Origin of the sequence: Lysobacter sp. Root494 (genome assembly GCF_001427225.1) — a bacterium.
Lineage (GTDB): Bacteria > Pseudomonadota > Gammaproteobacteria > Xanthomonadales > Xanthomonadaceae > Agrilutibacter.
This window is the reverse complement of sequence record NZ_LMFH01000001.1, coordinates 1-26,236: the sequence shown is the minus strand read 5'-3', so window position 1 is coordinate 26,236 and position 26,236 is coordinate 1. Positions and strand designations below refer to the sequence as shown.

Sequence of the window (26,236 nt, the reverse complement as noted above, 5' to 3'; positions counted from 1 at the left end):
GCGCCTCAGTCGAGCACGCGGCAGAACACCGCCTTGAGATAGCGCGATTCCTGCACCTGCGCGAGGAACGGATGGTCGGGACCCGCGCCGGAAACCTTCAGCACCTGCACCGTGCGACCGGCGTAGAACGCGGCGCGGCGCAGCATGTCGAGGAACTGGTCTTCGCTGACCAGCCCGGTGCAGGAGAACGTCGCGAACAGGCCACCCGGCTTCACCACGCCGAGCGCGAGCTTGTTCATGTCGAGGTATTTCTTCAGCGCATTGATGACCTGCTCGCGGTCGCGCGTCATCTTCGCCGGGTCGAGGATCACCACGTCGAACTGCTCGCCCGCATTCCCCGCATCGCGCAGCCACGGGAAGATGTCGGCCTGGACGAAGCGCGGGCGCACGTTGTTGAGTTTCGCGTTGCCCTTGGCGATCTCGATCACGGCTTCGTCGATGTCGATGCCCACCACTTCGCTGGCGCCGCGCACCGCCGAATACACCGCGAAGCCGCCCGTGTTGCAGCACAGGTCGAGTACGCGCTTGCCGGCGACCTGCTGCGAGAGCCACTGGCGGTTCTCGCGCTGGTCGGCGAAGAAGCCGGTCTTGTGCGCGCCCGCGGGATCGGCACGGAAGCGCACGCCGAACTCGGTGATGATCGCGGGCTGCGCCGGCTCGGTGCCGCGGAAGTCGAACGACTCCTGCTTCTGCACGTGCTCGTCGGCCGAGGCGTGGAAGCGGCAGCCGGGGAACTGCGCGCGCAGTGCCTCGTAAATCCATTCGCGATAGCGGAACGCGCCGGCACTGAAGAACTCGACGACGAGCAGGTCGTCGTAGCGGTCCACCACCAGGCCGCTGATGCCGTCGCCTTCGCTGTGCACGACGCGCCAGGCGTCGCTGACTTCGTCGAGCCGGAGGATGTCGCGGCGCAGGTGTACGGCCTCGGCGATCTTGCGCGCGAACCATGCGGCGTCGACCTCGACATCCGGATCGCGTTCGAGGACGCGCAGGGCGATGCGCGAGTGGCCGTTGTAGAAGCCGCGGCCGATGAAGGCGCCATCGACGCCGACCACGTCGACGATCTGGCCGGATTTCGGGCGCTGCGCCGGCTTGTCGACCAGGCGCTGGAAGATCCAGGGATGGGTGGAGTTCCAGGCGTTCTTGAGGCGGACCAGCGGGTAGGCTTCGGTATTCATCGCGACATTTTACGCGGGACTTCCCCTCACCCTGCTTCGCTGCGCGAAGCTGTCCTCGCTCTGCCCCAGCCTTTGCGCATTGCGCAAAGGCGTTCAGTCGGGCGTGCGCCTGTGGCGCACGAGCGCCCGCCTTCTCCCCACAAGCGCGGCGAGGGAAGAAGTCCGCCGCCCTTCTCCCCGCGCCGCGGGGAGAAGGTGCCCGAAGGGCGGATGAGGGGGCGCTCTTCGGCCCCTTGCCCCGCGGGACGCACTTTCCCGATCCACCGCCCTTGCATCCGACAACGGCTGTCGCCACTGCAATTGCATGCACCTGCCCACCCCCGAACTTCCCGCCGACTCGCCCAGCCAGCGCGCGCACGACCGCCACCGGCTGCTGCGCGCCTTCAACCTGAGCTTCCTGCTCGTGCTGGTGCTCGGCGTGGTGTTCATCGCCCAGCCTGCGTTCGATGTGACGCCGTGGACGGTGCAGCCGCATTCGCTGCCGGGCCTGCTCGGGCTGCTGGGAGCGCCGCTGCTGCACGGCTCGGTCGAACACTTCGTCGCCAACGCGATCTCGCTGCTGCTGCTCGGCACGCTGGCCGGCGCCGTCTATCCGCGCGCCACGCTGCGCGCACTGCCGTTGCTGTGGCTGGGCTCGGGGCTGGGTGCGTGGCTGCTGGGCGAAGCCGGCTCCCACCATCTCGGCGCCAGCGGGCTCACCCATGGCCTGATGTTCCTGGTCTTCAGCCTTGGGGTGCTGCGTCGCGACCGGCCTTCGGTAGCCGCGGCGATGATCGCCTTCTTCCTCTACGGCGGGATGCTGCTCACCGTGCTCCCGCACGAAGCCGGCGTCTCATGGCAATCGCACCTGGGCGGCGCGCTGGCCGGCATGGCGGCCGCGTGGCTGTTCCGTCGCAGCGACCCGCTCCCGCCGCGCCGCCGTTACAGCTGGGAAATCGAGGAAGAACTCGCGGCCAGGCAAGCGCTCGACCAGGAACTCGAACCCACGGCGCCGCGCGAAGTGCCGGTGCTCTGGCAGCGCCCCGACTTGCGGGACGAGCGCGGCGTGGTGCTGCACCTGGACCGCCGCATGGCGGTGAAAGAACCACCGCGCTGAAGCAGCAGCCAGCCGCCCAGCCGGCATTTTTTGCGACCTCCGACACCCGTTTAACGCTAATTTGACAAAAACGAGGGCACGCGGCACTGTGCCGCCGCCCACGAGGGCGACCTCTTTTTTACGGACGAAACAATGAAGAAGACCCTGATTCTTTCCTGCGCGCTGGCATTGGCTGGCCTGTCCACTTCCGCCATGGCCGCTGGCGGTCACGGCTTCCTGCGCGGGGAAGTCGGCCAGAGCGACACCGAAGTCAGCTTCGACGGCACCAGCGAAAGCGACAAGGACACCTCGGCGATCATCGCCGGCGGCTACTGGTTCAACCCGAACTTCGCCGTCGAAGGCCACGTCGGCTCGCTGTACAACACCAGCCTCGGCAACGACCAGGAACTCGACCTGATCACGGCCGGCGTCGCGCTGGTCGGCAAGAAGAACCTCGGCGCCAACAACACCGGCTTCTTCTTCAGCGGCCGCGTCGGCATCGCCCGCCTGACCATGCAGGTGCGCGAGGACGACTTCGACGTCATCGACGACGAGAGCTCGACCAAGCCGTTCTACGGCGTCGGCGTGGGCTACGACTTCAACGAGAACTGGGGCCTGAGCCTGAACTACGACCGCCGCACGGCCGACATCGACGGCATCGACGTGGACGTCGACACCATCGCGGTGGGCGGCGAGTGGCGCTTCTGATCCATCGCTTTCATCGTTTCATCGAAAACGGCCGCCTAGTGCGGCCGTTTTCTTTCGCGGCCTAGGCGCGCGGCAGCGGCAAGCCGCGGAACGCCTTCACCGTGCGCAGCACGAAACTGGAATTCACGTCGGCGACGCCGGCCTGGTTGAGCAGGCGGTCGAGCAGGAAGCGCGAGAAGTGTTCGAGGTCGCGCACGGCGACCTGCAACAGGTAATCCATGTCGCCGGTAAGCGCGTGGCAGGCGACGACTTCGTCCCATTGGTTCACGAACCCGGCGAAGGCGGCGATCGAGGCCGCGTCGTGTTCGCGCAGCTGCACGCGGACGAAGGCCTGCAAACCCAGGCCGAGGCGCTCGGGATCGGTCTCGGCGCGGTAGCCGCGGATCACGCCTTCGCGCTCGAGCCGTTGCACCCGGCGCAGGCAGGCCGAAGCGGACAGATGCACGCGCTCGGCCAGTTCGGCATTGGTCTGGCGGCCGTTGCGCTGGAGCTCGGCAAGCACGAGCAGGTCGGTACGATCGAGATCGGCGGCAGTCATGGCAGGTTGCTGCAAGGATTGCGTTAAACGCGCAAGGATCATGCGCCGAGGCCTGCATCGGCTGCAACAACGCAAGCTAGTTGCGTTCCCCCACCGCTACTGTAGGAACGCCCCTCCCGCGACCGGTCCCAGGCACCGCGGGTCGCCCAAGGGCGCGCTCCTGCCGGACACCAAGGCCACCATGAACACCCCTACCCCCAACCGCGTCGAACACCAGCTCACCGACAAGGGCTACGTGCCCGTCTATACGACCGCGGTCGTGGACCAGCCCTGGGCGAGCTACAGCGCGACCGACCACGACGTGTGGGCGACGCTGTTCGAGCGCCAGCAACAGATCCTGGTCGGCCGCGCCTCCGACGAATTCCTGCGCCAGCAACGCGCGATGGGCATGTCGCCGGACCGCATCCCGAAGTTCGACGAGCTCAACCGCGTGCTGCGCGGGACGACCGGCTGGGAACTGGTGGGCGTCGAAGGCCTGTTGCCCGAACTCACCTTCTTCGACCACCTCGCCAACCGGCGCTTCCCGGTGACGTGGTGGATCCGCAAGCCGGAGCAGCTCGACTACCTGAGCGAACCCGACCTGTTCCACGACCTGTTCGGCCACGTGCCGTTGCTGATGAATCCGGTCTTCGCCGACTACATGCAGGCGTACGGCCGCGGCGGGGTCAAGGCGCACGGCATCGGTGCGGACGCGCTGGTCAACCTCACCCGGCTGTACTGGTACACGGTCGAATTCGGGTTGATCAAGCAAGCCGACGGCCTGCGCATCTACGGCAGCGGCATCGTCTCGTCCAAGGGCGAGTCGATCCATTGCCTCGAAAGCGATGCGCCCAACCGCATCGGCTTCGACCTCGAGCGGATCATGCGCACGCGCTACCGCATCGACACCTATCAGAAGACCTATTTCGTCATCGACAGCTACGAACAGCTGATGGAAGCGACGACGCCGGACTTCACCCCGATCTACGCGAAGCTGGCGCAACTCGATTCGATTCCGGCGGGCGAAGTGCTTGCCACCGACACGGTGTACAACCGCGGCACCGGCGAGGGCTGGCTCAACGACGGCGACGTGTAAGCCGCCGGACGCGACGGACATCTCCTGCGGCTAGAACGACACCCGCCGCGACGGCATCGCAATGGCAGCCGCGGCCGGCGTTGCCAGCCATCCGGAAGACAGCAACTGCCGCGCCAGCGCACGCGCGGCAACGCGCAGTTCGGGCACCGCGGTGATTTCCCACAGCTGCGCGCGCAGCAGCGGACCGAGCACATGCAGGCCGCGCACCGGCCGGCCATCGCGCGCGATCGCTTCGAAGCGGTCGTTGGTGATCACGCCCAGTCCGAGCGGGTCGGGCGCCAGCAATCCGGATTCACGCAGGTTCGCCATCAGCGGATCGGGCGTGTGCTCGAAGTCGGTGTCCAGGCCGGTCGCGCGGATCAGCACGTCGCAGGTTTCGTTGCGGATCTCGCTGCTGCCCCGGTCGCGGATCGACACGTTCACCGCGCCGTCGATGCGGCGCGCGCGTAGCAGGCGGCCTGCGCGGATACGCAACTGGCCAGTCGCGCGCAAGGCTTCGATGTCCACGGCGACCGATGGCGCGAGCCGATGGCGCGCCGCTTCCCAATGCGGGCGCAGGTGCCGCAGGAAACGCGCGCGTTCGGCCATTGGCAGGCCGCGCCAGAACGCCTGCGCGTGCGGGCGCACCGCATCGACCAGGCTGCGCCAGTCGGGCACGATCGCCGACAGCGTGCGCAGCGCGCGCACCACTTCGCGCAGGTCGTGCTGATGCAACGCCTGTAACACGGTGGGTGGCAATGCGACGGGCGGCGCGGGTTCGTCGCCATGCGCGCGCGACAGCAGCCCGTGTCGCGATAGCGCGGTGATCGGCCCGCGATGGCCGCGGCGGCGCAACGTCGTGACCACGTCGGCCATGGTGAGGCCGGTGCCGACGATCAGCAGGCGCGCGTTCGCATCGACGTTCTCCAGCGCGCGATCCTGCCACGGCCAGCCGATGTAGCTGGGATGCACGGCCAGCCGCGGACCGACGCCGGTCAGCGCCTGCGGCGGCAACGCGCCGACCGCGAGCACGACCTGGTCGCTGGCGAACGCGCCGCCATCGGCCAGGTGCACGCGGAAGCCGTTGCCGGCGCGCTCGATCGCGATCACTTCCTGCTTAACGCGACTGAGCGAGGCTTGCGATATTTCCGCCGCCGCATGCAGCCGCGCGTGCAGGTATTCGCCGTACACCAGGCGCGGCAGGAAGCGGTCGCGCGCCTTCTCGGTCAGGCTCAGCCAGTCGGCGAAGTCGGCGGGATAGTCCGCCGTCGCCCCGAGCTGGCGCGCGCGCACGTTGAGCAGGTGCTCGGGCCGTGCATCGCCGTACGCGACACCGCGCGCGTAATTGCCGGCGACGCCGGCAAGGCACACGTCCACGCCGCTGGCGGCATTGCGGGCGAGTTCGATGGCGAGCACGCTACCGCTGAATCCGGCACCGACGATGGTGATGCGCATGTTGCTGGCTCCGCTGCGAAGGGCGGCGCCATTACATCGATCGCCCGCGGCGCATTGGTAAACCGCAGGTTATTCGCGACGCGATCGGCCAATGCATTTCGGCACATGCTTATGCGCGGGCGATATTTCACGCAGTACGAACGCGGACTTCGCTCAACGTGCGATGGCCGCTGCATTGGCAGCGATATCCATGCGTCGCGGCTTCCAGCGGCGGTCCATCACCAGCTTCACCGCGACCGCCACGAACAGCGGCCCGAACCACGCGCTGTAATGCAGCACCGTGCCGTCGATCGCCGGCAGCAGCCGCGGCAGGCCGATGCCGAGGAACGCGATGTGCGTGGCGATGCCGTTTCCGATCATTCCGGTGTAGTGCTCGACCAGCCACCAGCGCGGTTGCGCGGCGAGTCGTTCGCGATGGCGGCGCTTGCGCAGCATGTCGACGCCGGTGAAAAGCCCGACCAACGAGAATCCGGTGAGCAGTGGTGCATCGACGCGCAATCCGAGCGCGAGCACGGCGATGCCGCTGACCAGAGAGAGCCATGCGAAAGCCGCGTACACCGGTCCGGTGTACTTCGCGACATCGGCCCTGTCGCGAATCGCACGCCACGAAATCCACACGCCGGTCCCGGTGATCACCAGCAGGTAGGCGAGGAAGGCGCCGGTCACCGGTTGCCCGCGCACCAGCCATGCATACACGGCCATCGGCAAGCCGGTGGCGACGATGCCCGTCATCGCCAGCAGGTAGGACTGTCCGGCACGGCGGTGCAACGGACTGCCCTTGCGCAGGAACGCGGCGCTCCAGAACGCGGCCAGCGCGAGCACGCCGATGCTGGCGTGGGTGGCGACCAGGGTGGGATAGAACGTCATGGCGGCGGCTCCGTGGAGGATATGGATGCAGCTTCCGTTCGCGCGCAGGACGCTCGCAGTGCCCGTGGTCATCGCGATGGCGTGCCGGAAGTCACTTCTTCGCCAAACGGCATTGTTTCTGCCGCGCCCGGCCCGCAGCATGGCGCCATGTCGCAGCCGTCCTTTCCCCTGATGCCGCATCGCCGCGGGATGCCGCTGCGCGAACGGTTGCGCACGCTGCTGCATCCGTTGCATATCGCCGGCATCTTCACCTGGCTCGCGGTCGCGCTGTCGTTGCGCTGGCTTCGCGACGACATGCAGGTAGCCGGCTGGTCGCTGCTGGTCGCCTATCTGCTGGCCATGGTCGGCCGCGGCATCGTCGGGGAACAACAGCGCGCGCTCTCGACCGCGCTGCTGTGGATCGAAGCCGCGGCGGCGCTGCTGCTGGTCTGGCTCGATACGCGCATCGGCACGGCCCAGGTGCTGCTGGTGGTGTGGACGGCGCAGATCTCGGCGGCGTGGGCGTCGCGCCAGGCACTCGGCGCTGTGCTGTTCGTCGATGCGCTCGTATACGCGATCCTGGTCGCGGGTAAACACCCGGCGCCGCTGGTGATGGTCGCGATGTACGGCGGCTTCCAGGCCTTCGCCGCGATGTGCGCGTACTACGCCACCGCCGCGGAGCGCGCCCGCGACCAGTTGGTACTGGTCAACGCCGACCTGCTCGCGACGCGTGCGCTGCTTGCCGACTCCGCGCGCGATGCCGAACGCCTGCGCGTGGCCCGCGAACTGCACGACGTGGCCGGGCACAAGCTCACCGCGCTGACGCTCAACCTGCGCGCGCTCGCTTCGGACCCTGACTTTGCAGATCGTCGCGAACTCGCGGTCGCGCAGCAGATGTCGGCGGAACTGCTCGGCGACATCCGCAGCGTGGTGAATGCGTTGCGCGACTCCAGCGGACTCGACCTCGGCACCGCCCTGCGCGCGCTTGCCGCGCCGATGCCGCGACCGTCGCTGCAGCTGGTGATCGGCGAGGACGTGCACATCAGCGACCCGGCGGTAGCGGAGGCCGTGCTGCGCCTGGTGCAGGAAGCGCTGACCAACAGCGCGCGCCACGCCGACGCCGAGACCGTGCGTGTGCGCCTGCATCGCGATGGCGAGCGCCTTGCGATCAACGTCGAGGACGACGGTTACGTACGCGGCGACCTGCGCGAAGGCAACGGCCTGTCCGGCATGCGCGAACGCCTCGCCGCGGCGGGCGGCACGCTGATGCTGTCGACGACGGCTCGCGGCGCACTGCGCATCGATGCGAGCCTGCCGCTGTGAGCTGCAGACTTCTGAAAAGGCCATGCCGCTCATGAGCACACCGCGCATCGCTCTCGCCGACGACCAGGCGCTGGTGCGCGCCGGCCTGCGCGCGCTGCTGGAACGGCAGGGCATCGAGATCGCCTTCGAAGCCGATGACGGCGTGCATCTGCTCGAACAGCTCGCCACCCAGCGCGTCGACGTCGTCCTCAGCGACATCCGCATGCCGCGCCTGGACGGCATCGAGGCGCTGCGGACACTCCGCGCGCGTGGCGATGCAACGCCAGTCCTGCTGCTCACGACCTTCGACGACAGCGACCTGCTGCTGCGCGCCACCGAAGCCGGCGCGCAGGGTTTCCTGCTCAAGGATGCCGCGCCGGAGGACCTGCGCAACGCCATCGATCGGGTCGCGCGCGGCGAAACCCTGCTGCAGCCGGTGAGCACCGAAGCGGTGCGCGCGCGTTACCAGTTCCATGCGCAGGACGCGCCGAAGGAACGCTTCAGCGAGCGCGAGGTCGCGATCCTGCGCCTGCTGGCCGGCGGCTATTCGAACAAGGAGATCGCGCGCTCGCTGTTCCTCGCCGAAGGCACGGTGAAGAACTATGTGTCGGTGATCCTCGAGAAGCTGGAGACGCGCGACCGCACGCGCGCGGTGCTGAAGGCGATCACCCTGCGCGTGATCTGAAGTTCAGGCGGCGCGTCGCTTCCACCAGCGATCCAGCCCGCCGAGCAGCTTCTTCAGCGTGCGCGACGTATTGCCGCGCCGCGTCTTGCGCGCATGCGCCGCGGCATCGGCCAGCCAGGCGACCTGCAGCGCGAGTCGCTCGCCCTCGAACGGCAGGTGGCCATGGAACGAATTGCGGGTGCGGCGGAATGCAACGAAGTTGCCGTACACCGGCAGTATCTCGGGCACGACCTGCGATGCGATGTCGGCGGGCTGCGCGAGCAAACGCAGCGATCCCGCCGGTCCGTGCGGCCACTCCGCGTTGAGATACAGCAACGCGGTGGCGATCTTCGACTGGCTGTCGGTGTGGATGCTGCCGTGGCGCGAGTTGAGCGAACGGCACAGCGTCACCAGTGGCGGATATTGCGACAGGCGCTCCACGCCGAGGCGCTGGCCGATCGCGTCGGCCACTGCCGGCGCGGTGAGTTCGGCCACGAGGGTATTGATCGACGGCCCGCAGTCCGCCGCGTTCCAGGGGAAGAAACCCGCTTCGCCATAACGCGGGAAGTCGGCGCGCAGGCGATCGGCGTGCACCGACTCCAGCATGCCCGATGCCACCAGCAACGGGAATGGCGCGGTGCGCGCCGCAAGCGGCAGTCGATCGGCGAGGAACATCGGATGACCACGCTGTGCCGGATCCGCCACCACATTACGCTTGTGCGAATGCGCGTCCCGTCACGCGTGGCGCGCCAGCCATCCGGCCAGCATGTCGAGTACTTCCGCCAGCACCTGCGCATCCTTGCGACCGCTGCGCGCCGGGACGTGGAAGGAATGATCGGCATCGTCGAACACGGTCAGCGTCGCCTTCGCGCCCAGCCTCGCCACCACTGGCTCGAGCAGGTCGAGCGAAGCCAGTTCGTCACGACTGCCCTGCAGGAACAGCATCGGCACCTCGACATCGGACAGGTGCGCGGCGCGTTCATCCGACGGCTTGCCGGCCGGATGGAGCGGGAAGCCGAGGAACGCGAGGCCACGCACGCCCGGCAGTGGTGAAGCGGCCTGCGCCTGCGACGTCATGCGGCCGCCAAAGGACTTGCCGCCCGCGAACAGCGGCAGTTCAGGCAAGCGTTGCGTGGCTTCCGCGACTGCCGCGCGCACGGCGGCGTGGGCGACGCCCGGCGCGTCCGGGCGGCGCGAGCCGCGTTCCATGTACGGAAACTGGTAACGCAACGTGGCGATGCCGCGCGCGGCCAGCCCCTGCGCGCAAGCGGCCATGAACGGATGCGTCATGCCCGCGCCCGCACCGTGCGCGAGCACGTAGCAGGCGCGCGCGTCGGGCGGTGCCAGCAACAATGCGGAAACCGATGCATCGCCGGTGGCTATCGTCAGCATCTCTTCGTGCATGTCGCCTCCGCGTTCTGTAGCGCCGGGCCAGCCCGGTGCGCTGTTGCTTCTTCCTCCGCGCATCATCGCTGCGCCGCGAAGCCTCGGGTGCCATGTCGGGGAACGCAGGCGCTACAAAGCGGTTCCACCGGCGATCCGCAGCAGGGTCTGCGCGTAACCTGGCGCCGTCGGCTCGTGCATGAAGTACGCATGCACGTCATCCCACTTCGTCGCATGGATCCGTTCGGACCACTGCGCGAAATCCGCATCCGAATATTCCTCGAGCCGCAGGCGCAGATAGCCCCACGATGCGGTTTCGACCAGCGGCGGCGGCTTGTCGTCCTCGCGTTCGGACAGGCACAACGCCGCCTGCGCATCCTCGAGGAGCGCGTAGACCGCATCGTCGTGCCAGCTGTCGTTGCGGAACTCGAACGCGGCCCGATGCCCTTCCGGCAGCAATTGCAGGAACTCGCCCAGCCGCACCAGATCCTTCTTCAGGAACGGTGGCAACTGGAACAGCACCGGCCCGCGCTTGTCGCCCAGCGTTTCCAGCACCTGGTACAGGTACGCCACCGAGTCGGCCGCCGCATCAGCCTTGAGCCGCGCATCGTGGGTGATCCGCCGCGGCGCCTTGATCGCGAAGCGGAAGCCGTCCGGCACCACCGCGGCCCAGTGCTCCAGCACCGACGTCTTGGGCATCTGGTAGAAGGTATTGTTGATTTCCACCGTCGGCAGGCGCTGCGCGTACCAGGCGAGCATGTCCTCGGGCTTGATCTTTTCGGGATAGAAGCTGCCCTTCCATTCCTTGAAGGAATAGCCGCTCGCACCTGCCAACAATCGTTGTGCTGTCATGGTCCGGCTCCTCGAGCCTGCGAAGGTGACCCAGCGAGATGGCGAAGCTCAGCGAATATTCCGCCAAGCGCCGATTCGAAGCCACCCCGGAACCGGCGCCGGCCGAACCCGCGCATCGCGGCGGGCCGCTGCTGTTCGTGGTGCAACAACATGCCGCGCGACGGCTGCATTACGACTTCCGCATCGAGTGCGACGGCGTGCTGTTCTCGTGGGCGGTGCCGAAGGGGCCGTCGCTCGATCCCGCCGACAAGCGCATGGCGGTGTTCGTCGAGAACCATCCTTACGACTACGCCTCGTTCGAGGGCGTGATTCCGCCGAAGCAGTATGGCGCGGGCGAGGTGATCGTCTGGGATTGCGGCGTCTACAGCCCCGATGAAGACGGCGTGTGGTTCCACGATCGCGAGCAGGCGCAGCAGCGCGTGCGCGAAGGCCTCGTCGGCGGCAAGCTCAGCCTGCAGCTGCGCGGACTGAAGCTCAAGGGCTCCTTCGCGCTGGTACGGACGAAGCAGGACGAGAAGAGCTGGCTGCTGATCAAGCACAAGGACCGCTTCATTTCTGCCGCCGATGTCACGCAGCAGGATCGCTCCGTGCTGTCCGGTGTCGCCGTGAAGGACATGCGGAGCTTTCCCGTGCACCGCATGCCGGCTTCGCAGCTGGTGCCGGTCGGCGATGCCACCGCGATGCCCGCGAAGCTGGAACCGATGCAGGCCGAACTCGGCGATGCGCCGTTCCAGGATGCCGGCTGGATGTGGGAGCCCAAGCTGGACGGCTATCGCGTGCTGGCCTTCGTCGATGGCGACAAGGTGCAATTGCGATCCCGGCGCGGGCTGGAACTCGCCAACACGTTTCCGCGGCTCGCTGAGGAACTGCGGCAGCAGGCCGGTGGCGGCACGATGATCCTCGACGGCGAGATCGTCGCGCTCGGCGCCGACGGCAAGCCTTCGTTCAATGCGCTGCAGAACCGCTTCCAGTTGAAGTCGCCTGTCGACATCGCAACGGCCGACCGCAATGTGCCGACGCTGTTCTTCGCCTTCGACCTGCTGTATTTCGCCGGCCTCGACCTGCGCGCGCGTCCGTACCACGAGCGTCGCCGCTACCTCGCGCAATGCCTGATGCCCTCCGCGCTCGTGCAGCTGGTGCACGCGGACGAAGACGGCGAGTCGTTGCATGCGGCCGCGTTGGCCAGCGGCTTCGAAGGCGTGATCGGCAAGCGCAAGGACAGCAGGTACGAAGCCGGCAAGCGCTCGCCCGCGTGGCTGAAGGTGAAGCCCACCCACAGCGCCGACCTCGTGATCGGCGGTTACACCAAGGGCAAGGGTTCGCGCGGCGCGCTGGGCTCGCTGCTGATCGGCTACTGGGAAGGCGACGGGCTGCGTTACGCCTCGCATGTCGGCTCCGGTTTCAACGACCGCGCGTTGCAGGAGGTGCTGGCGCGGCTGGAGCCGCTGCATACGCGCAGCTGCCCGTTCTCGAGCAAGCCGGAAGTGAATGCGCCGGTGACGTGGGTTAAACCGGAACTCGTCGCCGAAGTCGATTTCCAGGAATGGACCGACGACGGCTCGCTGCGCGCGCCCGTGTTCCAGCGGTTGCGCGACGATATCGATCCGAAGACGGTGCGCAGGGAAGTGCCCTCGCATTCCGGTGCCGCGACGAAGAAACGCCGCTCCGCACGCGCCGCGCCACCTTCGCCGCGAGGCGACGTCGTGATCGACGAGGTCGTCGCGGCGCTCGACGGCACGACGAAGAACGCCTTCGAGCTCGCGGTCGGCACGCACCGCATCCGGCTGTCCAATCTCGACCGCGTGTACTGGCCGGCGAACGAAGCACTGCAGCAGCCTGCGCTCACCAAGCGCGACCTGCTGCGCTACCTCGCCCAGGTGTCGCCGCTGATGCTGCCGCACATCGCCGACCGCCCCCTCACCATGATCCGCATGCCCGACGGCATCACCGGGCAGCGCTTCTTCCAGAAGCACTGGGAGCAGGCGCGGCCCGACTTCGTCGAATCCGTCACCGTGTTCTCCGAAAGCAAGGACGAGCACCACAACTACCTGCTGTGCAACAACCTGCCCACGCTGCTGTGGCTGGCGCAGTCGGGCACGCTCGAATTCCACGTCTGGCATTCGCGCGCGAAAGTCGACGCGGATGCGAAATCGAAATCCACCGACTACGCGACCTCGCTGGAATCGCTCGAAGCCTCGGTGCTGAACTGTCCCGACTACGTCGTCTTCGACATCGATCCGTACATCTATTCGGGCAAGGAAGCGCCGGGCGCGGAACCGGAACTCAACACGATCGCCTTCGAGAAGGGCAAGGAGATCGCCTTCGCCCTGCGCGAGCTGCTGCTGGGCATGAAGCTGGAGCCGATCGTGAAGACTTCGGGCAAGACCGGCTTGCATGTTTTTGTCCCGATCAGGCGCACGATCGACTTCGATACCGCCCGCCACGTGTCCGAACTGGTCAGCCGGCACCTCATGCGGCAGCGGCCCCGGGAGATCACGATGGAGTGGTCTGTCCCCAAGCGTAGTGGAAAAATTTTCATGGACCACAACATGAACGTGCGCGGCAAGACCTTGAACGTCGCCTACTCGCCCCGCGGCGAGCCCGGCGCACCGGTTTCGATGCCGTTGACGTGGGAAGAACTGGCCTCCGCGCATCCACTCGACTTCCGCATGACCAGTGTTATAAAGCGGCTCACACGCACGGGCGATCGCTGGCGCGATGCGCTCACACGCAAACAGGACCTCGATCGGGCCCTCAAGGGCGGCAAGGCCTGAGTCATCGGAGAAGCAGTCATGGCTGCACGTTCGATCGCGTCACTCACCGTTTCCTTCGGCCTCGTCGCCATTCCGGTGAAGCTGTATTCGGCCACCGAATCCAAGGGCGGCATTTCCTTCAACCTGCTGCACAGCAAATGCGGTTCGCGCGTGCGTTACCAGACGATGTGCGCGCGCGAGGAGATCCCGATCGGCCGCGACGAGATCGTGAAGGGCTACGAATTCGCCAAGGACCAGTACGTGATGTTCACGCCCGAGGAGCTCAAGCAACTCGAGGAAGTGGGCACGCACAGCGCGGACATCGTCGAGTTCGTGCCGATCGCGGCGATCGATCCGGTGTACTTCGACAAGGCGTACTACCTCGCCCCCGACAAGGGCGGTGCCAAGCCGTACGCGCTGTTCGCCAAGGCACTGCGCGAATCCAAGCGTTGCGCGATCGGCCACTGGGCCACGCGCGGCAAGAGCTACATCGTGATGATCCGCCCGGTCGAGGACGGCCTGGTGATGCAGCAGCTGCTGTACGACAACGAAGTCCGTTCGATCAGCGACATCGACATCCCGCGCACCGACGTGCGCGACGCCGAGCTGAAACTGGCGCAGCAGTTGATCGACTCGCAAAGTTCCAACACGTTCGATCCCACGCAGTACAAGGACGACGTTGCCGAGCGCATCGAGGCCGCGGTGCAGCAGAAGGTCGAAGGCGAGCAGATCACGCTGGCCGAGGAACCCGAAGGCGGCGCGCAGATCATCGACCTGATGGAAGCCCTGCGCGCGAGCCTGGAGAAGAAAGGCGGCGGTGCGGCGCCGGCTAAGAAAGCCGCGGCGGCGACGAAGTCGGCGCGCAAGCCCGCCAAGCGCGTGCAGGCGCTGGAGGCGGAAGAGGAAGCAGCCCCCGCACCCAAGCGCAAGGCCGCGAAGCGGACGAAATAGCGGGCGAGCGGAAGGGCCACTTCGCATGGACCAGTACGGCGTCCGCGACGTCGAGAAGCTGCTGCGGCTTTCGCGCGGCGCGATCCGCTCGCTCGTTGCCGCCGGTTTCGTCACGCCACGGCGCGGGCCGCGCAACGCGCTGCTGTTTTCGTTCCGCGACCTGATCGTGCTGCGCACCGCGCAGGCGCTGTCGTCGGCGAAGATCCCGCACCGCCGGATCCTGCGCGCACTGCGCGAGTTGCGTGCACGCCTGCCGGAGGAAATGCCGTTGTCGGGACTGAGCATCGGTGCCTTCGCCGACCATGTCGTGGTGCGCGAAGGCGCGAGCCGCTGGCTGGCGGAGTCGGGCCAGTACCTGTTGTCGTTCGAGGGCGATCCGGCGCAGGGCACGCTGCGCGTGATCGAGGCCGTGCCGCCGCCGGCCACGGCGGAGAACGTCAACTGGAACGCGCAGGGCGTCGCGCTCGAACGCAGCAACGCCGAACAGGCGGTGCTCGCCTACGAAAGCGCGATCGCCGCCGACCCGACGCGACTGGATGCGCGCATCAACCTCGGCCGCCTGCTGCACGAACTCGAACGCTACGACGAAGCGGAGGTCGCCTACCGCGATGCTTTCGCGATCACGCGTTCGGAGCGAACGCATACCGATCGCGGCGATACCGCGCTGCTGCACTTCAACCTGGCCGTGCTGCTCGACGACCTCGAACGCGCGGACGAGGCGATCGCCGAATACGAAGCCGCGTTGCGCGCCGATCCGGATCTCGCCGACGGCCACTACAACCTCGCGTTGCTGTACGAGGAGCAGGGCGAGGCGCGGCAGGCGCTGCGGCATATGTCGCAGTACCGGCGATTGACGAAGGAATAGCGACCGGCGCCAGTGCGCCGCGTCGTCCTTTATCGAATCTCGCAGCTGCCGGGCCCACACGTCGCGCCGGCCGCGTTGATGGGCAGGGGATTGCGCCGCCGATCACCTCGATCAGGTGCTGCTTCCATGCTTCGGGTTTGCCCAGGCAGGGGCCGATGTCGAGCGCGAACCGGTCCCCGTCCGGCACCTGCAACGCAAACGTGGGAAAACCATGTCCACCCACTTCCGACAGCAGCGCGCGGCTTTCATCGATATGCCGCGCGGTTGCCGTGCCGGCGACAGCCTGCATCGCTGCGTTGAATGTCACCGGATCCAGTCCGACGTCCGCCGCCAGTTCGCTCAGCACCGACACGTCCGTGATGCGTCGTCCCTCGACGTAATGCGCGCGTTGCAGGCGGTGCAGCATGTCGAGCCCGCGGCCCGACGACTGCTGTGTGGCGAGGATCGCCGTGATCGGCGGCGTGGAATCCATCACCGCCGAGGTGTCGCGCAGCAGGCCGTCGAAGTACGCGTCGCCGAACGGCTGTCCGCTGATTTGTGCGATACGGCGATCATGCGGTATGACGTAATCGCGCCAGCGTGCATCGATGCGGCGCCGGTTGGCGCCGCTCATCATCCCGCCCGCATGCAGGGCGATGGCCAGGCCCGGAATCGCACGCGCGGCGTCGACCAGCGGTGCGGCGGCGTAGCACCAGCCGCATAGCGGGTCGTAGATGTAGTGGAGGATGGCGGTGGACGCGATGCGATCCGCGCCCGCTGCCGGTGACATCGTCATGGCCATTTCATCTCGCCCTTGGCGACCTTGGCGCTCAGCTCCAGCGAGGACTCGCCGCCGAGGCCGGGATAGCGCTGCTTCATCGCCGCGACCAGCGCAGTGGAATCCTTGGCTTTGGCGGTTTCCTCGTCGAACGCGCGGATGTAATCGGCGGTAAAGCGCACCGCCTCCAGGTCCTGCGGCGAGCCCGGTATGAAGTGGCCCGGGATCACGGCCTGCGGCTTCAGCGCAGCGATGCGGTCGAGCGTGGCGATCCAGTCCGCGTGCGACTGCGCGGTCTGCGTGTCGGCCATCCACACGTGTTCGCCGGCGAAGACGGGAATTCCGCCGGCCACGGTGCTGATCGACGGAATCCAGACGACGCTGCGATCAGGCGATGGACCATCGAGGCCGACGATCTCCAGCGCATTGCCTTCCAGGTCGATGCTGCTGCCCGCGAGCGGCTGGGGCGTCACGATGCTGCCCGGCGCGCCTGCGCCCAGCTTCGGTCCCCAGAACTGCAGCTTGCCGGCCGAGGTTTCCCGGATGTGCGCGATGGTCTGCGGCGTCGCAACGACCTTCGCGTCCGGGAAGGCCGCGACCAGCGGTTCCAGGCCGAAGTAGAAATCCGGATCGCCGTGGCTGATGTAGATCGTCGTCAGGTGCTTGCCCGACGCCTTGATCCGGTCGACGAGTTCCTGCGCGTCGACCGTCGAGAACTGCGCATCGATCAGCACGGCGTCTTGCGCGCCGGTCACCAGCGTCGAGGACACGGGAAAGATGCCGTTCGCGCCGGGGTTGTAGACCTCGGCCTTCAATGGCTGTGCGACGGGCGTGGCGGAAGCCGGCGTGGCTGCGGTGGGCGTCGTCGTCGCGGCAGGTGCGGGAGCGTCCCGGCCGCAGGCGGTTACGCCGATGGCGACGGCAGTGGCGATGGCGACACGCAAGGCAGGGTTCTTCATGGTGGTTTCCTGATGGGCCCGCGAGGGAGGAGTGGCCGCTGCGGACGAGGGATGGGTGGCGCACGTCGTGCGCGGATCGCCGGCACCGAGCCACCATAGGCGCATGAAAACAGCTTAAAAACCCCGTATAAGTCGACTAACTGTTGCGCAGATCGAGCAAATAAGCCCGAGCGAATGGACCGGATCACGGCCATCAACGTATTCGTCCAGGTCGCCGATCGCGGCAGTCTCACCGCGGCGGCCGACGCCCTGTCGATGTCGCGGGCGATGGTGTCGCGCTATCTGGTCGAACTGGAGGCATGGCTGGGCGCGCGCCTGCTCCACCGCACCACCCGCCGCATCAGCCTGACCCCTGCCGGCGAAGTCGCGCTGGCGCGTTGCCGCGCGATCCTCGAACTCGGCGAGGACATGCGCGCGGCGCTGGTCGATCCCGAGGACGCGCCTCATGGCCAGGTCCGCATCACGTGCAGCACCTCGTTCGGCCTGAGCCACATGGCCGCGGCCGTGGCCGACTACGTCGCGCGCTATCCCGGCACGGCGGTCGACATGTTGCTGGTCGATCGTGCGGTGAACCTGGTCGAGGAGCGGATCGATCTCGCGATACGCATCAGCAGCGAAGTCGATGCGAGCCTGATCGCGCGCCGGCTGTCGGTGTGCCGTTCGGTGCTGTGCGCATCGCCGGCCTACCTGGAGGCGCACACGATTCCGCAAACACCCGAAGACCTCGCCACGCACAACTGCCTGACGCATTACTACGTCGGCCGCAGCCTCTGGCATCTGCAACGCGGTGGCGAAACCGCATCGGTGGCTGTCAGCGGCAACATCAGCGCCAATGAAGCCACCGTGCTGCTGCAGGCGATACGCGCGCATGCCGGCATTGCGATGCTGCCCACCTATCTCGTCGCGCCGCTGATCACCGCGGGCGAGCTCGTCGTCGTGCTGCCGGAGTACGCGCTGGACACGATGGGCATCCATGGTGTCTACGCATCGCGGCGGCAGATGCCGCTGATCGTGCGCAGCTTCCTCGATTTCCTCGCCGCGCGTTTCGGCGAGGAGCCCGAGTGGGACCGGTTGCTGCAGAGGCCGCTGGCGCGATAACCGCCCGTGGTTCAGCGCCGTTCGCGTTCCCACGGCGGCACGCCACCGAGCTTGTGCGCGAGGAAGTCGACGAAGGCGCGCACGCGTGGCGGCACCAGCCGGCGCTGCGGCATCACCGCGTGGATGCCGGTATCGGCGAGCGGGTAGTCGGGCAGCACAATCTGCAGTCGTCCCGCGCGCAGGTCGCCGTTGACGTGCCAGGTCGAATGCAGCGCGATGCCGAGTCCCGCGACCGCGGCGTCGCGCAGCAGTTCGCCCTGGTTGCTTTCGAGGCGGCCGCTGACGCGCACGGCGACTTCCTTGTCGTGGTCCTGCAGGCGCCACACGTCCTGGCGTCCCTGGCTGCCGACGAGCAGCAGGCATTCGTGCTGCGCGAGGTCGACGGGCGTCCGCGGTTCGCCGTGTTCGCGCAGGTACTCCGGCGACGCGCACAGCACGCGTTTGTTGCTGGCGATCTGGCGCGCGACCAGGGTGGAATCGTCGAGCGCGCCGATGCGGATCGCGAGGTCCATGCCCGCGCTCACCAGGTCGACCTTGAGGTCGCTGAGGTCGACGCTCACCCGCACGCCCGGATGCAGCGCGAGGAATTCCGGCAGCAGCGGCGACACGTACAGGCGACCGAAGGTCGAGGACATCGTCACCCGCAGCGTGCCGGCGACACCGCTGCCGGTGCGGCGCAGGCCGTCGGCGAGCGATTCGAGGTCCTCGACCAGCACCCGGCCCTGCTCGGCCAGCAGCAGGCCCTCGGGCGTGGGGTGCAGCTGGCGGGTGGTCCGGTGCAGCAGGCGCACGCCGAGGTCGCGCTCCAACCGCTTCAGGCGCTGGCTAGCCACCGCCACCGACAGGTCCAGGCTGCGCGCAGCCGCGCTGATCGAGCCCAGGTCCAGCACCCGCAGGAACAGGGCGATGTCGCCGATCCGGTCCATGCCTTTCTCAACGCAATATTGAAAGTGTTTGCAGATATGCCCGGTTTTTGGCGAAGGCGCAACGGCACAGACTGGCCGCCGTCCTTCCCCGAGGCTTCGCCATGTCGGCTTCCACGGCTTCCGTCCCGGCCCGCATTCCCGTCGCGCTGTACGCGCTGACCATCGGCGCCTTCGGCATCGGCACCACCGAGTTCGTGATCATGGGCCTGCTGCTGCAGGTCGCGGCCGACCTGAAGGTGACCATCGCCTCGGCCGGGCTGCTGATCTCCGGCTATGCGCTCGGCGTGTTCGTCGGCGCGCCCCTGCTTACGGCGGCGACGAGCCGGCTGCCGCGCAAGGCGGCACTGGTCGAGCTGATGGTGATCTTCACCCTCGGCAACCTCGCCTGCGCGCTCGCGCCGAACTACGAAGTGTTGATGGCGGCACGCGTGCTCACTTCACTCGCGCACGGCACGTTCTTCGGCATCGGCGCGGTGGTCGCGACTAGCCTCGTCGCCGCCGATCGCAAGGCCTCGGCGATCTCGATCATGTTCACCGGCCTCACCGTCGCGACCCTGCTCGGCGTGCCGGCGGGTGCGTGGCTGGGCCTTCACTTCGGCTGGCGCGCGACGTTCTGGGCGGTGGCGGCGATCGGCGTGCTGGCGACCGCGATCATTGCTGCGTTCGTGCCGAAGGACGATGGCGACCACGGCGGGATTGCCATTCGCGAGGAAGCGAAGGTGCTCGCGCGCCCGCAGGTGTTGCTCGGCCTGGCGGCGACGGTGCTCGGCTACGCCGGCGTGTTCGCGGTGTTCACCTACATCCAGCCGATGCTCACCCGCATCAGCGGTTTCAGCGAGAGCGCGGTGTCGCCGATTTTGCTGGTGTTCGGCGTCGGCATGATCGTGGGCAATCTCGTCGGCGGAAAACTCGCGGACAGGCGCCTGCTGCCGACGCTGGTCGGCTCGCTTGCGTTGCTCGCGCTGGTGCTCGGTGCGATGACGTTCGCCCTGCACAACGCGGTTGCGGCGGTGCTGTTCACCGGCCTGCTCGGCGCCGCGGCGTTCGCCACGGTCGCGCCGCTGCAACTGCGGGTGCTGCAGCAGGCGCAGGGTGCGGGCGAGAGCCTCGCTTCCAGCTTCAACATCGCCGCGTTCAACCTCGGCAACGCGATCGGTGCGTGGCTGGGCGCGGCGGTAATCGACCGCGGGCCCGGGCTCGGCGCAATCCCGTGGTTCGCAGCGCTGCTGACCGTCGGTGGGCTCGCCATCGTGCTGTGGAGCGTGCGTCTCGAAACGAAGCGCGATGCCGCGTCGGCGTTGCAGGCGTGCGCGATCACAGATTGATTCATCGCAGAGGACTTCCAAATGGAAACCCGCTTTCTCGGCAACTCCGGCTTCAAGGTGCCCGCACTCGGCTTCGGCGCCGGCACGTTCGGCGGCAAAGGGCCGCTGTTTTCAGCATGGGGCAACAGCGACGTGGCGGATGCGAAACGCCTTGTCGACATCTGCCTCGACGCCGGCGCCAATTTCTTCGATACCGCCGACGTGTATTCCGACGGCGCGTCCGAAGAAATCCTCGGCGCGGCGGTCAAGGGCCGGCGCGACCAGGTGATCCTGTCGACCAAGCTCACGCTACGCGCGGGCGAAGGCGCCAACGACGTCGGTGCTTCGCGGCACCATCTGCTGCGCGGCGTCGACCGCGCATTGCAACGGCTCGGCACCGATTACATCGACCTGCTCCAGCTGCACCACTTCGACGCGCAAACGCCGGTCGAGCAGGTGATGCGCACGCTCGATGACCTCGTGCGCGCGGGCAAGCTGCGTTATCTCGGCGTTTCGAACTTTTCCGGCTGGCAGCTGATGAAATCGCAGGCGGTCGCCGATCGTCATGGCTATTCGCGTTTCGTCGCCAACCAGACGTACTACTCGCTGATCGGCCGCGATTACGAGTGGGAGCTGATGCCGCTTGGCCTTGACCAGGGCGTCGGCGCGGTGGTGTGGAGTCCGCTCGGCTGGGGCCGTCTCACCGGAAAAATCCGTCGCAATCAGCCGTTGCCTGAAGGCAGCCGCCTGCACGACACCGCCGGCTTCGCGCCGCCGGTGGAAGAAGAACGCCTGTATCGCGTGGTCGACGCGCTCGATGCGATCGCCGCCGAAACCGGCAAGTCGATTCCGCAGGTCGCGCTCAACTGGCTGCTGCAACGGCCGACGGTCTCGACGGTGCTGATCGGCGCGCGCAACGAGGCGCAGCTGCGCGACAACCTCGGCGCGGTGGGATGGTCGCTGAGCGCAGGGCAGATTGCGACGCTCGACGAAGCCAGCCGCGTCACGCCGCCCTATCCGTATTACCCGTACTGGAACGGGATGTTCGCCGAGCGCAATCCGCCGCCGGTGTGACGTCCCGTTTCATGTCATCGCAACCCGCGCGACGCACTGTGCGTCGCGCCCAATCGAACAAGGTGAATCCATGTCCTCGCAATCGCAGAAACCCGTGTTGTTCGTCCTCACCAGCCACGGCACCAAGGGCGATACCGGCCAGCCGACCGGCTTCTATCTCGGCGAAGTTACCCATCCGCTCGCCGAACTCGACGCCGCGAACATCCCGGTCGAATTCGCGTCGATCCAGGGCGGCGAGCCGCCGGTCGACGGGCTCGATCTCAATGACGCCTCCAACGCGCGCTACTGGAATGACGAAAAATTCCGCAATGCGATCCGCACCACGCGCAAGCTCGACGACGTCGACCCCTCAAAGTACGCGGCGATCTTCTTCGCCGGCGGCCACGGCGCGATGTGGGACTTCCCGACCAGCCCCGCGGTCGCACGCGTGACCCGCGACATCTACGAACACGGCGGCGTAGTCGCAGCGGTATGCCACGGTCCGGCGGCGCTGGTGAACGTGAAGCTCAACGACGGCTCGTACCTCGTCACCGGCAAGCGCGTGAGCGCGTTCACCGACAGCGAGGAGCGCGCGGTGAAGCTCGACAGCACGGTGCCGTTCCTGCTCGCCAGCCAACTGGGCGAACGCGGCGCGCGGCATGAAGCCGCACCGGACTGGACCTCGAAAGTCGTTGTCGATGGACGCCTCATAACCGGACAGAACCCGCAGTCCGCCAGCGGCGTCGGTGTGGCTCTGCGCGATTTGCTGCAGGGACGCTAGCCGTGCGGCCTACCTGCGGCAACCTTCGCGCGCTTGCGTGGCAGTCACCCCATAACGCGCCTTGAAAGCGCGACAGAACGCGCTGCGGCTGTCGAAGCCGAGCTCTGCGGTGATATCGCTGATCGACAGCGGCGTAAGCGCCACCAGTTCCCAGGCGCGCTGATGACGCAGCGTCATCGCATGATCGCTCGGGGTCTGGCCGAATACATCACGGTACAGGCGAACCAGGTGGTGCGCCGAATAGTTTGCCTGCTTTGCCAGCACGTCCAGTCGCAGGCCGGCCTCGAAATCATTCTGGATGCAGTGGTGTACGCGCAACAGCCGTGAGAGCGTGCGCCGCCGTGCCTGGCGCGTACGGCCAGGGCATCGATGGAGTAGAGATTGCGCGGGCTCCTGGTGCGCCCATGCTTCAACCAATGCCGCGTGCCCGTGCAACTCCGCGTCTTCTTCCGCACGGAGTGTTCGGATCAGGTGTATCAATGCCGAGGCAATCGCACGCGATGCACGCGATTGCCAGAGCACGGGCGATTCCACGTCGCGCGTGCTTCCACTACGCCATGCGTGCAATGGAAGAACCATGCCCAGCGCCCAGCAGTTGCGGCCCGGTACAAGTCTGACTGCGCCCTCGGGCCAGACGATTGCTTCGCGAGCGGCCACGGTCCAGTGACGGTCGCCAAGTTGTCCGTTTAACGTACCCCGGAGCACCAGCCAAGCGGCAATGTGCGAAGAAGGCAGTTGCAATGGCAACGCGCGTGGCCCGAGATGCACAGCCGAACACATGTCAGGCAGGAATTCAGGCGGTTTTTGCGCGCAGCTGCGCTGGTCGTGAAGCACCCATTTCATGCAAGGTTGTCCGCTTTTCACCGGCACGATGCTAGGAGCGGGGTTGATACCGCTTGCATCCAATGTCCCGGGAAAAAAAAGGACCACCCGGTTTCTTCGAGCCGGAGTGATCCTTTTGTGCCGGTGTGGAAACCGGCTGCCGTGCGTTCGACGGGGAGACCAATCCCCGTCCCATGGGCACCGGGAGAGACCGGTGGCACGACCGAATCAGCTTTGTTCAATCCCAGCATCAAGGCTGTGCAGGGACGGTCGTTACGATTGCCCGAAAAGGACAAAAGAATGCGACGGCCCCGTTCGGGGGCCGTCGATGACGCAACGTGGTGCTCAGAATTTCTGCGTGTAGCGCATGTAATAGAAGCGACCCGGAAGCTCGTACTGTTCGTCGAACGAATTCGCGAACGCCTGGACAGAGCGAGGTGGATCCTTGTCGAATGCGTTGTTTAAACCCAGGGTGATTTTCGCGTTCCACGGCGAGTTCCAATACACGCTGATGTCGTGATACGTGGTGGCGCCGATGTGGTTCTGCGCAGCCGCGGTCGGAACGCCATCTTCGTTGTCGATCACGCGATCCGGATCCGAGCACAGGAACGAGTAGCCGTAATCGACGAAGGCCTGGCAGTCTTCGTCCTGGTCGTCGTAGTAGCGCACGTTCCAGGTTGCGCCCCAGTCGCCCATTTCCCAGCGCGTGGCTACGTTCGAACGGATGCGCCAGCCATCGTTGCTTTGCGTGTACTCGCCGATGGCAGTCAGGGCAGCGGTGCCTTCGCTTTTGGCCAGGTACGTCGTATCCCAGGTGAAGCTGAACTTGCCCCACGCGGTTTCCGGAAGGCGATAACCCACCGTCATGTCGTAGCCTTCGACCAGCAGTTCGCCCTGGTTGACCGGACCGGACGTCAGGTTCAGCGAACCGCCCGGGTTGCGGGTGAACAGCTGGCAGAACTCGGGACGGTTGTCGCGCACGCAGCCATCGACGATCGTCTGCCCGCTGGCGACCGTGATGGTGTCCTGCATCTCGATCTGCCACCAGTCCAGCGATACATCGAAACCCGCCAGCCAGCTCGGGCTGTACACCAGGCCCAGCGTCTTGGAGGTTGAAGTTTCCGGCAGCAGGTTCGGGTTGCCGCCGACGTTGATGCGGATCTGCGGATTGCCCTGGTCGTAGCCGCCATTGGGCACGCCCTGCGCGATGCAGCGCTGCTGGGCGGCAGGATCGAGACTGCCGAACGAGGCCAGGTTGCAGGGGTCGGCGATGGTGGGGAACGAGTCACCCAGGCCGGCGAACAGTTCCGAAATCGACGGAGCACGGAAACCTTCGGCCCAGTTGCCGCGGACCATCAGGTCGTCGATCGGCTTCCAGCGGAAACCGAACTTGCTGTTGAGCGTGTCGCCGAAGTTGCTGTAGTCCGAGCCTTCGGCCCAGTTGCCGCGGACCATCAGGTCGTCGATCGGCTTCCAGCGGAAACCGAACTTGCTGTTGAGCGTGTCGCCGAAGTTGCTGTAGTCCGAGTAGCGGGTCGCGATGCTCAGGTCGAGCAGGCGGGCGCCCGGCAGGTCCTTGAGCAGCGGAATCGCCAGTTCCARGTACGCTTCGTCGACGCTGTAACCACCTTCGGTCGCCGTGCGGGCATTGCCCGTGGTGTTGCCCGARTTGATCAGCGCGTCGGGCGAGTCGAAGCCCGATTCGGTGCGGTGTTCCAGGCCGAACGAGAAGGCGAACGCACCGGCATCGCCGATGTCGAACAGCTCGCCGCCGATGTTGGCGTAGTAGGTCTTCTGCTTGTACTCGAACTGGTCGTGYGCCACGAAGGTGGCGTATTCGAGCATTTCCGGCGTCAGCGAACCCACGCCGCCGAGCAGGTTGATCGGCACGCAGCCGGCGATGACCGTGCTCAGGTCGCCCGGGGTGGTGACGCACACCGGATTGCCACCGGCATCCAGCATCGACGGGCCCAGGCCGGACTTCAGCGCCAGGACGTTGAACAGGCCATTGGTGACGTTGTTGGACTGGTTGCGGCCCCAGAAGAAGCCCGCTTCCCAGTCCAGCGGACGATCGCCGACGTCGAAGGTGCCTTCAAAGGCGCCATCGAAGGCGAAGGTCGACACGTCCTGGTTGAACGAACGGCCACCGGTTTCCACGGCACGGCGCTGGATGCGGCTGACCGTCTGGCCAAACGGGTTGTAGATGCTGTCGGCACTGATCGAGACCGCACGCGACTGGGTGTTGGCGCCCGGGCCGGTACCCAGCACGATCGGCATCGCCGCGAGCAACTGCTCGGAGACGCGTTCGTTGTAGGTCGTGGTGACCTTGAAGCGCAGGGTGTCGGTGATGTCGAGCGAGCCGTTGGCGAAGAGCGAACGGCGTTCCTGCGGAGTGAGCAGGTAGTTGTCCGGAGCGAAGTTGTAGACGTCGTTCGGACCGGTGCCCCACACGCGCCAGTCTTCCGGCGTCTGGCCCGGGTTGTAGGAGAACTGGCCGCCGGTGCCGTCCGGACGGGTCTGGCCGACCGAGCAGGCGCCCGGCGTGAACACGCCCGAGCACAAGGCGAAGCGGCCGTCCGGCGAGGTGGTGCTGCCGAAGGCCGAGCCGGTGCCGAACACGGGCTCCGACGAGATCTCGCGATCACCGGCCCACACGGGCTCTTCCTTCACGTAGCCGATCCCGAGCATCGCGGACCAGCGATCGCCGGCGCTGCCGACGGTGAAGTCGTAGGACTGGCGGGTGCCGTCGCCCTTGTCGWACTGGCCAATGTAGGCGTTGGCTTCGGCACCGTCGAAGTTCTGGCGCAGGATGACGTTCACGACGCCGGCGATGGCATCCGAACCGTAGATCGAGGATGCGCCGTCCTTCAGGACTTCGATGCGCTCCACCGCACTTCGATGCGCTCCACCGC

24 protein-coding genes are annotated in these 26,236 nt (G+C 66.9%); 13 read left to right on the top strand and 11 right to left on the bottom strand.

Features of this window, described 5'->3' with window-relative positions; genetic code table 11:
• Nucleotides 1-5: 5 nt before the first annotated feature.
• On the bottom strand, nucleotides 6-1,178 hold the full coding sequence (locus tag ASD14_RS00120) for a class I SAM-dependent rRNA methyltransferase (protein ID WP_056127227.1): 1,173 nt from the start codon (nucleotides 1,176-1,178) through the stop codon (nucleotides 6-8).
• A 304-nt stretch (nucleotides 1,179-1,482) separates the two neighbouring features.
• On the opposite strand from ASD14_RS00120, the gene ASD14_RS00115 reads away from it, so the two are divergent.
• Nucleotides 1,483-2,274, top strand: a complete 792-nt coding sequence (locus tag ASD14_RS00115; protein ID WP_056127224.1) for a rhomboid family intramembrane serine protease — start codon at nucleotides 1,483-1,485, stop codon at nucleotides 2,272-2,274.
• Nucleotides 2,275-2,406: 132 nt separating this feature from the next.
• A complete protein-coding gene (locus ASD14_RS00110; protein ID WP_056127221.1) occupies nucleotides 2,407-2,961 on the top strand; it encodes a porin family protein in 555 nt (184 codons plus the stop codon).
• A 61-nt stretch (nucleotides 2,962-3,022) separates the two neighbouring features.
• On the opposite strand, the gene ASD14_RS00105 is transcribed toward ASD14_RS00110, so the two are convergent.
• Nucleotides 3,023-3,499 carry an Lrp/AsnC family transcriptional regulator gene (locus ASD14_RS00105; RefSeq protein WP_056127217.1) on the bottom strand — a complete coding sequence of 159 codons (477 nt, stop codon included), beginning with the start codon at nucleotides 3,497-3,499 and terminating at the stop codon, nucleotides 3,023-3,025.
• A 181-nt stretch (nucleotides 3,500-3,680) separates the two neighbouring features.
• On the opposite strand from ASD14_RS00105, the gene phhA reads away from it, so the two are divergent.
• Nucleotides 3,681-4,574 (top strand): phenylalanine 4-monooxygenase, encoded by an 894-nt coding sequence (phhA, locus tag ASD14_RS00100; protein ID WP_056127215.1) that lies wholly within the window; start codon nucleotides 3,681-3,683, stop codon nucleotides 4,572-4,574.
• A gap of 30 nt (nucleotides 4,575-4,604) precedes the next feature.
• Here the strand turns inward: phhA and ASD14_RS00095 are convergent, their stop codons facing one another.
• On the bottom strand, nucleotides 4,605-6,008 hold the full coding sequence (locus tag ASD14_RS00095; protein WP_056127211.1) for an FAD/NAD(P)-binding protein: 1,404 nt from the start codon (nucleotides 6,006-6,008) through the stop codon (nucleotides 4,605-4,607).
• A gap of 153 nt (nucleotides 6,009-6,161) precedes the next feature.
• Nucleotides 6,162-6,875 (bottom strand): hypothetical protein, encoded by a 714-nt coding sequence (locus ASD14_RS00090; protein WP_157474912.1) that lies wholly within the window; start codon nucleotides 6,873-6,875, stop codon nucleotides 6,162-6,164.
• A 147-nt stretch (nucleotides 6,876-7,022) separates the two neighbouring features.
• Between ASD14_RS00090 and ASD14_RS00085 the strand changes: the two genes are divergently transcribed.
• Both ASD14_RS00085 and ASD14_RS00080 read left to right on the top strand, forming a co-directional pair.
• Nucleotides 7,023-8,177 (top strand): histidine kinase, encoded by a 1,155-nt coding sequence (locus tag ASD14_RS00085; protein ID WP_235565262.1) that lies wholly within the window; start codon nucleotides 7,023-7,025, stop codon nucleotides 8,175-8,177.
• A gap of 31 nt (nucleotides 8,178-8,208) precedes the next feature.
• On the top strand, nucleotides 8,209-8,841 hold the full coding sequence (locus tag ASD14_RS00080; protein WP_056128672.1) for a response regulator transcription factor: 633 nt from the start codon (nucleotides 8,209-8,211) through the stop codon (nucleotides 8,839-8,841).
• Nucleotides 8,842-8,844: 3 nt separating this feature from the next.
• On the opposite strand, the gene ASD14_RS00075 is transcribed toward ASD14_RS00080, so the two are convergent.
• The 3 genes from ASD14_RS00075 to ASD14_RS00065 form a co-directional block, all read right to left on the bottom strand.
• Nucleotides 8,845-9,525 (bottom strand): 2OG-Fe(II) oxygenase, encoded by a 681-nt coding sequence (locus ASD14_RS00075; RefSeq protein ID WP_235565261.1) that lies wholly within the window; start codon nucleotides 9,523-9,525, stop codon nucleotides 8,845-8,847.
• A 30-nt stretch (nucleotides 9,526-9,555) separates the two neighbouring features.
• The gene (locus ASD14_RS00070; protein WP_056127207.1) at nucleotides 9,556-10,224 is read right to left on the bottom strand and encodes an alpha/beta family hydrolase; all 669 of its coding nucleotides are present in this window, start codon (nucleotides 10,222-10,224) and stop codon (nucleotides 9,556-9,558) included.
• Between the two features lie 111 nt (nucleotides 10,225-10,335).
• Entirely contained in the window at nucleotides 10,336-11,055 is a 720-nt protein-coding gene (locus ASD14_RS00065) for a DUF72 domain-containing protein (RefSeq protein WP_056127204.1), read from the bottom strand.
• A 38-nt stretch (nucleotides 11,056-11,093) separates the two neighbouring features.
• On the opposite strand from ASD14_RS00065, the gene ligD reads away from it, so the two are divergent.
• From ligD to ASD14_RS16265, 4 genes are all read left to right on the top strand, one after another.
• A complete protein-coding gene (gene ligD, locus ASD14_RS00060) occupies nucleotides 11,094-13,829 on the top strand; it encodes a DNA ligase D (RefSeq protein ID WP_056127200.1) in 2,736 nt (911 codons plus the stop codon).
• Between the two features lie 18 nt (nucleotides 13,830-13,847).
• Complete coding sequence (locus ASD14_RS00055; RefSeq protein ID WP_056127197.1) at nucleotides 13,848-14,759, top strand: Ku protein; 912 nt, start codon at nucleotides 13,848-13,850, stop codon at nucleotides 14,757-14,759.
• 25 nt (nucleotides 14,760-14,784) lie between these two features.
• The gene (locus ASD14_RS00050; protein WP_056127195.1) at nucleotides 14,785-15,624 is read left to right on the top strand and encodes a tetratricopeptide repeat protein; all 840 of its coding nucleotides are present in this window, start codon (nucleotides 14,785-14,787) and stop codon (nucleotides 15,622-15,624) included.
• Nucleotides 15,625-15,835: 211 nt separating this feature from the next.
• A complete protein-coding gene (locus ASD14_RS16265; protein ID WP_200947010.1) occupies nucleotides 15,836-16,327 on the top strand; it encodes a hypothetical protein in 492 nt (163 codons plus the stop codon).
• Between the two features lie 68 nt (nucleotides 16,328-16,395).
• Here the strand turns inward: ASD14_RS16265 and ASD14_RS00040 are convergent, their stop codons facing one another.
• Complete coding sequence (locus ASD14_RS00040) at nucleotides 16,396-17,340, bottom strand: MBL fold metallo-hydrolase (protein WP_082538622.1); 945 nt, start codon at nucleotides 17,338-17,340, stop codon at nucleotides 16,396-16,398.
• Nucleotides 17,341-17,514: 174 nt separating this feature from the next.
• On the opposite strand from ASD14_RS00040, the gene ASD14_RS00035 reads away from it, so the two are divergent.
• On the top strand, nucleotides 17,515-18,438 hold the full coding sequence (locus tag ASD14_RS00035) for a LysR family transcriptional regulator (RefSeq protein ID WP_056127189.1): 924 nt from the start codon (nucleotides 17,515-17,517) through the stop codon (nucleotides 18,436-18,438).
• Nucleotides 18,439-18,449: 11 nt separating this feature from the next.
• Here ASD14_RS00035 and ASD14_RS00030 read toward each other — a convergent pair whose 3' ends face one another.
• Complete coding sequence (locus tag ASD14_RS00030; protein ID WP_056127187.1) at nucleotides 18,450-19,364, bottom strand: LysR family transcriptional regulator; 915 nt, start codon at nucleotides 19,362-19,364, stop codon at nucleotides 18,450-18,452.
• A 101-nt stretch (nucleotides 19,365-19,465) separates the two neighbouring features.
• On the opposite strand from ASD14_RS00030, the gene ASD14_RS00025 reads away from it, so the two are divergent.
• From ASD14_RS00025 to ASD14_RS00015, 3 genes are all read left to right on the top strand, one after another.
• Nucleotides 19,466-20,689, top strand: a complete 1,224-nt coding sequence (locus tag ASD14_RS00025; RefSeq protein WP_056127185.1) for an MFS transporter — start codon at nucleotides 19,466-19,468, stop codon at nucleotides 20,687-20,689.
• Nucleotides 20,690-20,710: 21 nt separating this feature from the next.
• Nucleotides 20,711-21,742, top strand: coding sequence for an aldo/keto reductase (locus ASD14_RS00020; RefSeq protein ID WP_056127184.1), 1,032 nt, complete (start codon nucleotides 20,711-20,713; stop codon nucleotides 21,740-21,742).
• Between the two features lie 70 nt (nucleotides 21,743-21,812).
• Nucleotides 21,813-22,502 carry a type 1 glutamine amidotransferase domain-containing protein gene (locus ASD14_RS00015; RefSeq protein WP_056127180.1) on the top strand — a complete coding sequence of 230 codons (690 nt, stop codon included), beginning with the start codon at nucleotides 21,813-21,815 and terminating at the stop codon, nucleotides 22,500-22,502.
• A 9-nt stretch (nucleotides 22,503-22,511) separates the two neighbouring features.
• Here ASD14_RS00015 and ASD14_RS15595 read toward each other — a convergent pair whose 3' ends face one another.
• Both ASD14_RS15595 and ASD14_RS00005 read right to left on the bottom strand, forming a co-directional pair.
• The gene (locus tag ASD14_RS15595; RefSeq protein ID WP_235565260.1) at nucleotides 22,512-23,372 is read right to left on the bottom strand and encodes a helix-turn-helix transcriptional regulator; all 861 of its coding nucleotides are present in this window, start codon (nucleotides 23,370-23,372) and stop codon (nucleotides 22,512-22,514) included.
• 297 nt (nucleotides 23,373-23,669) lie between these two features.
• A partial coding sequence (locus ASD14_RS00005) for a TonB-dependent receptor (protein ID WP_157474906.1) occupies nucleotides 23,670-26,236 on the bottom strand: 2,567 nt, incomplete at its 5' end.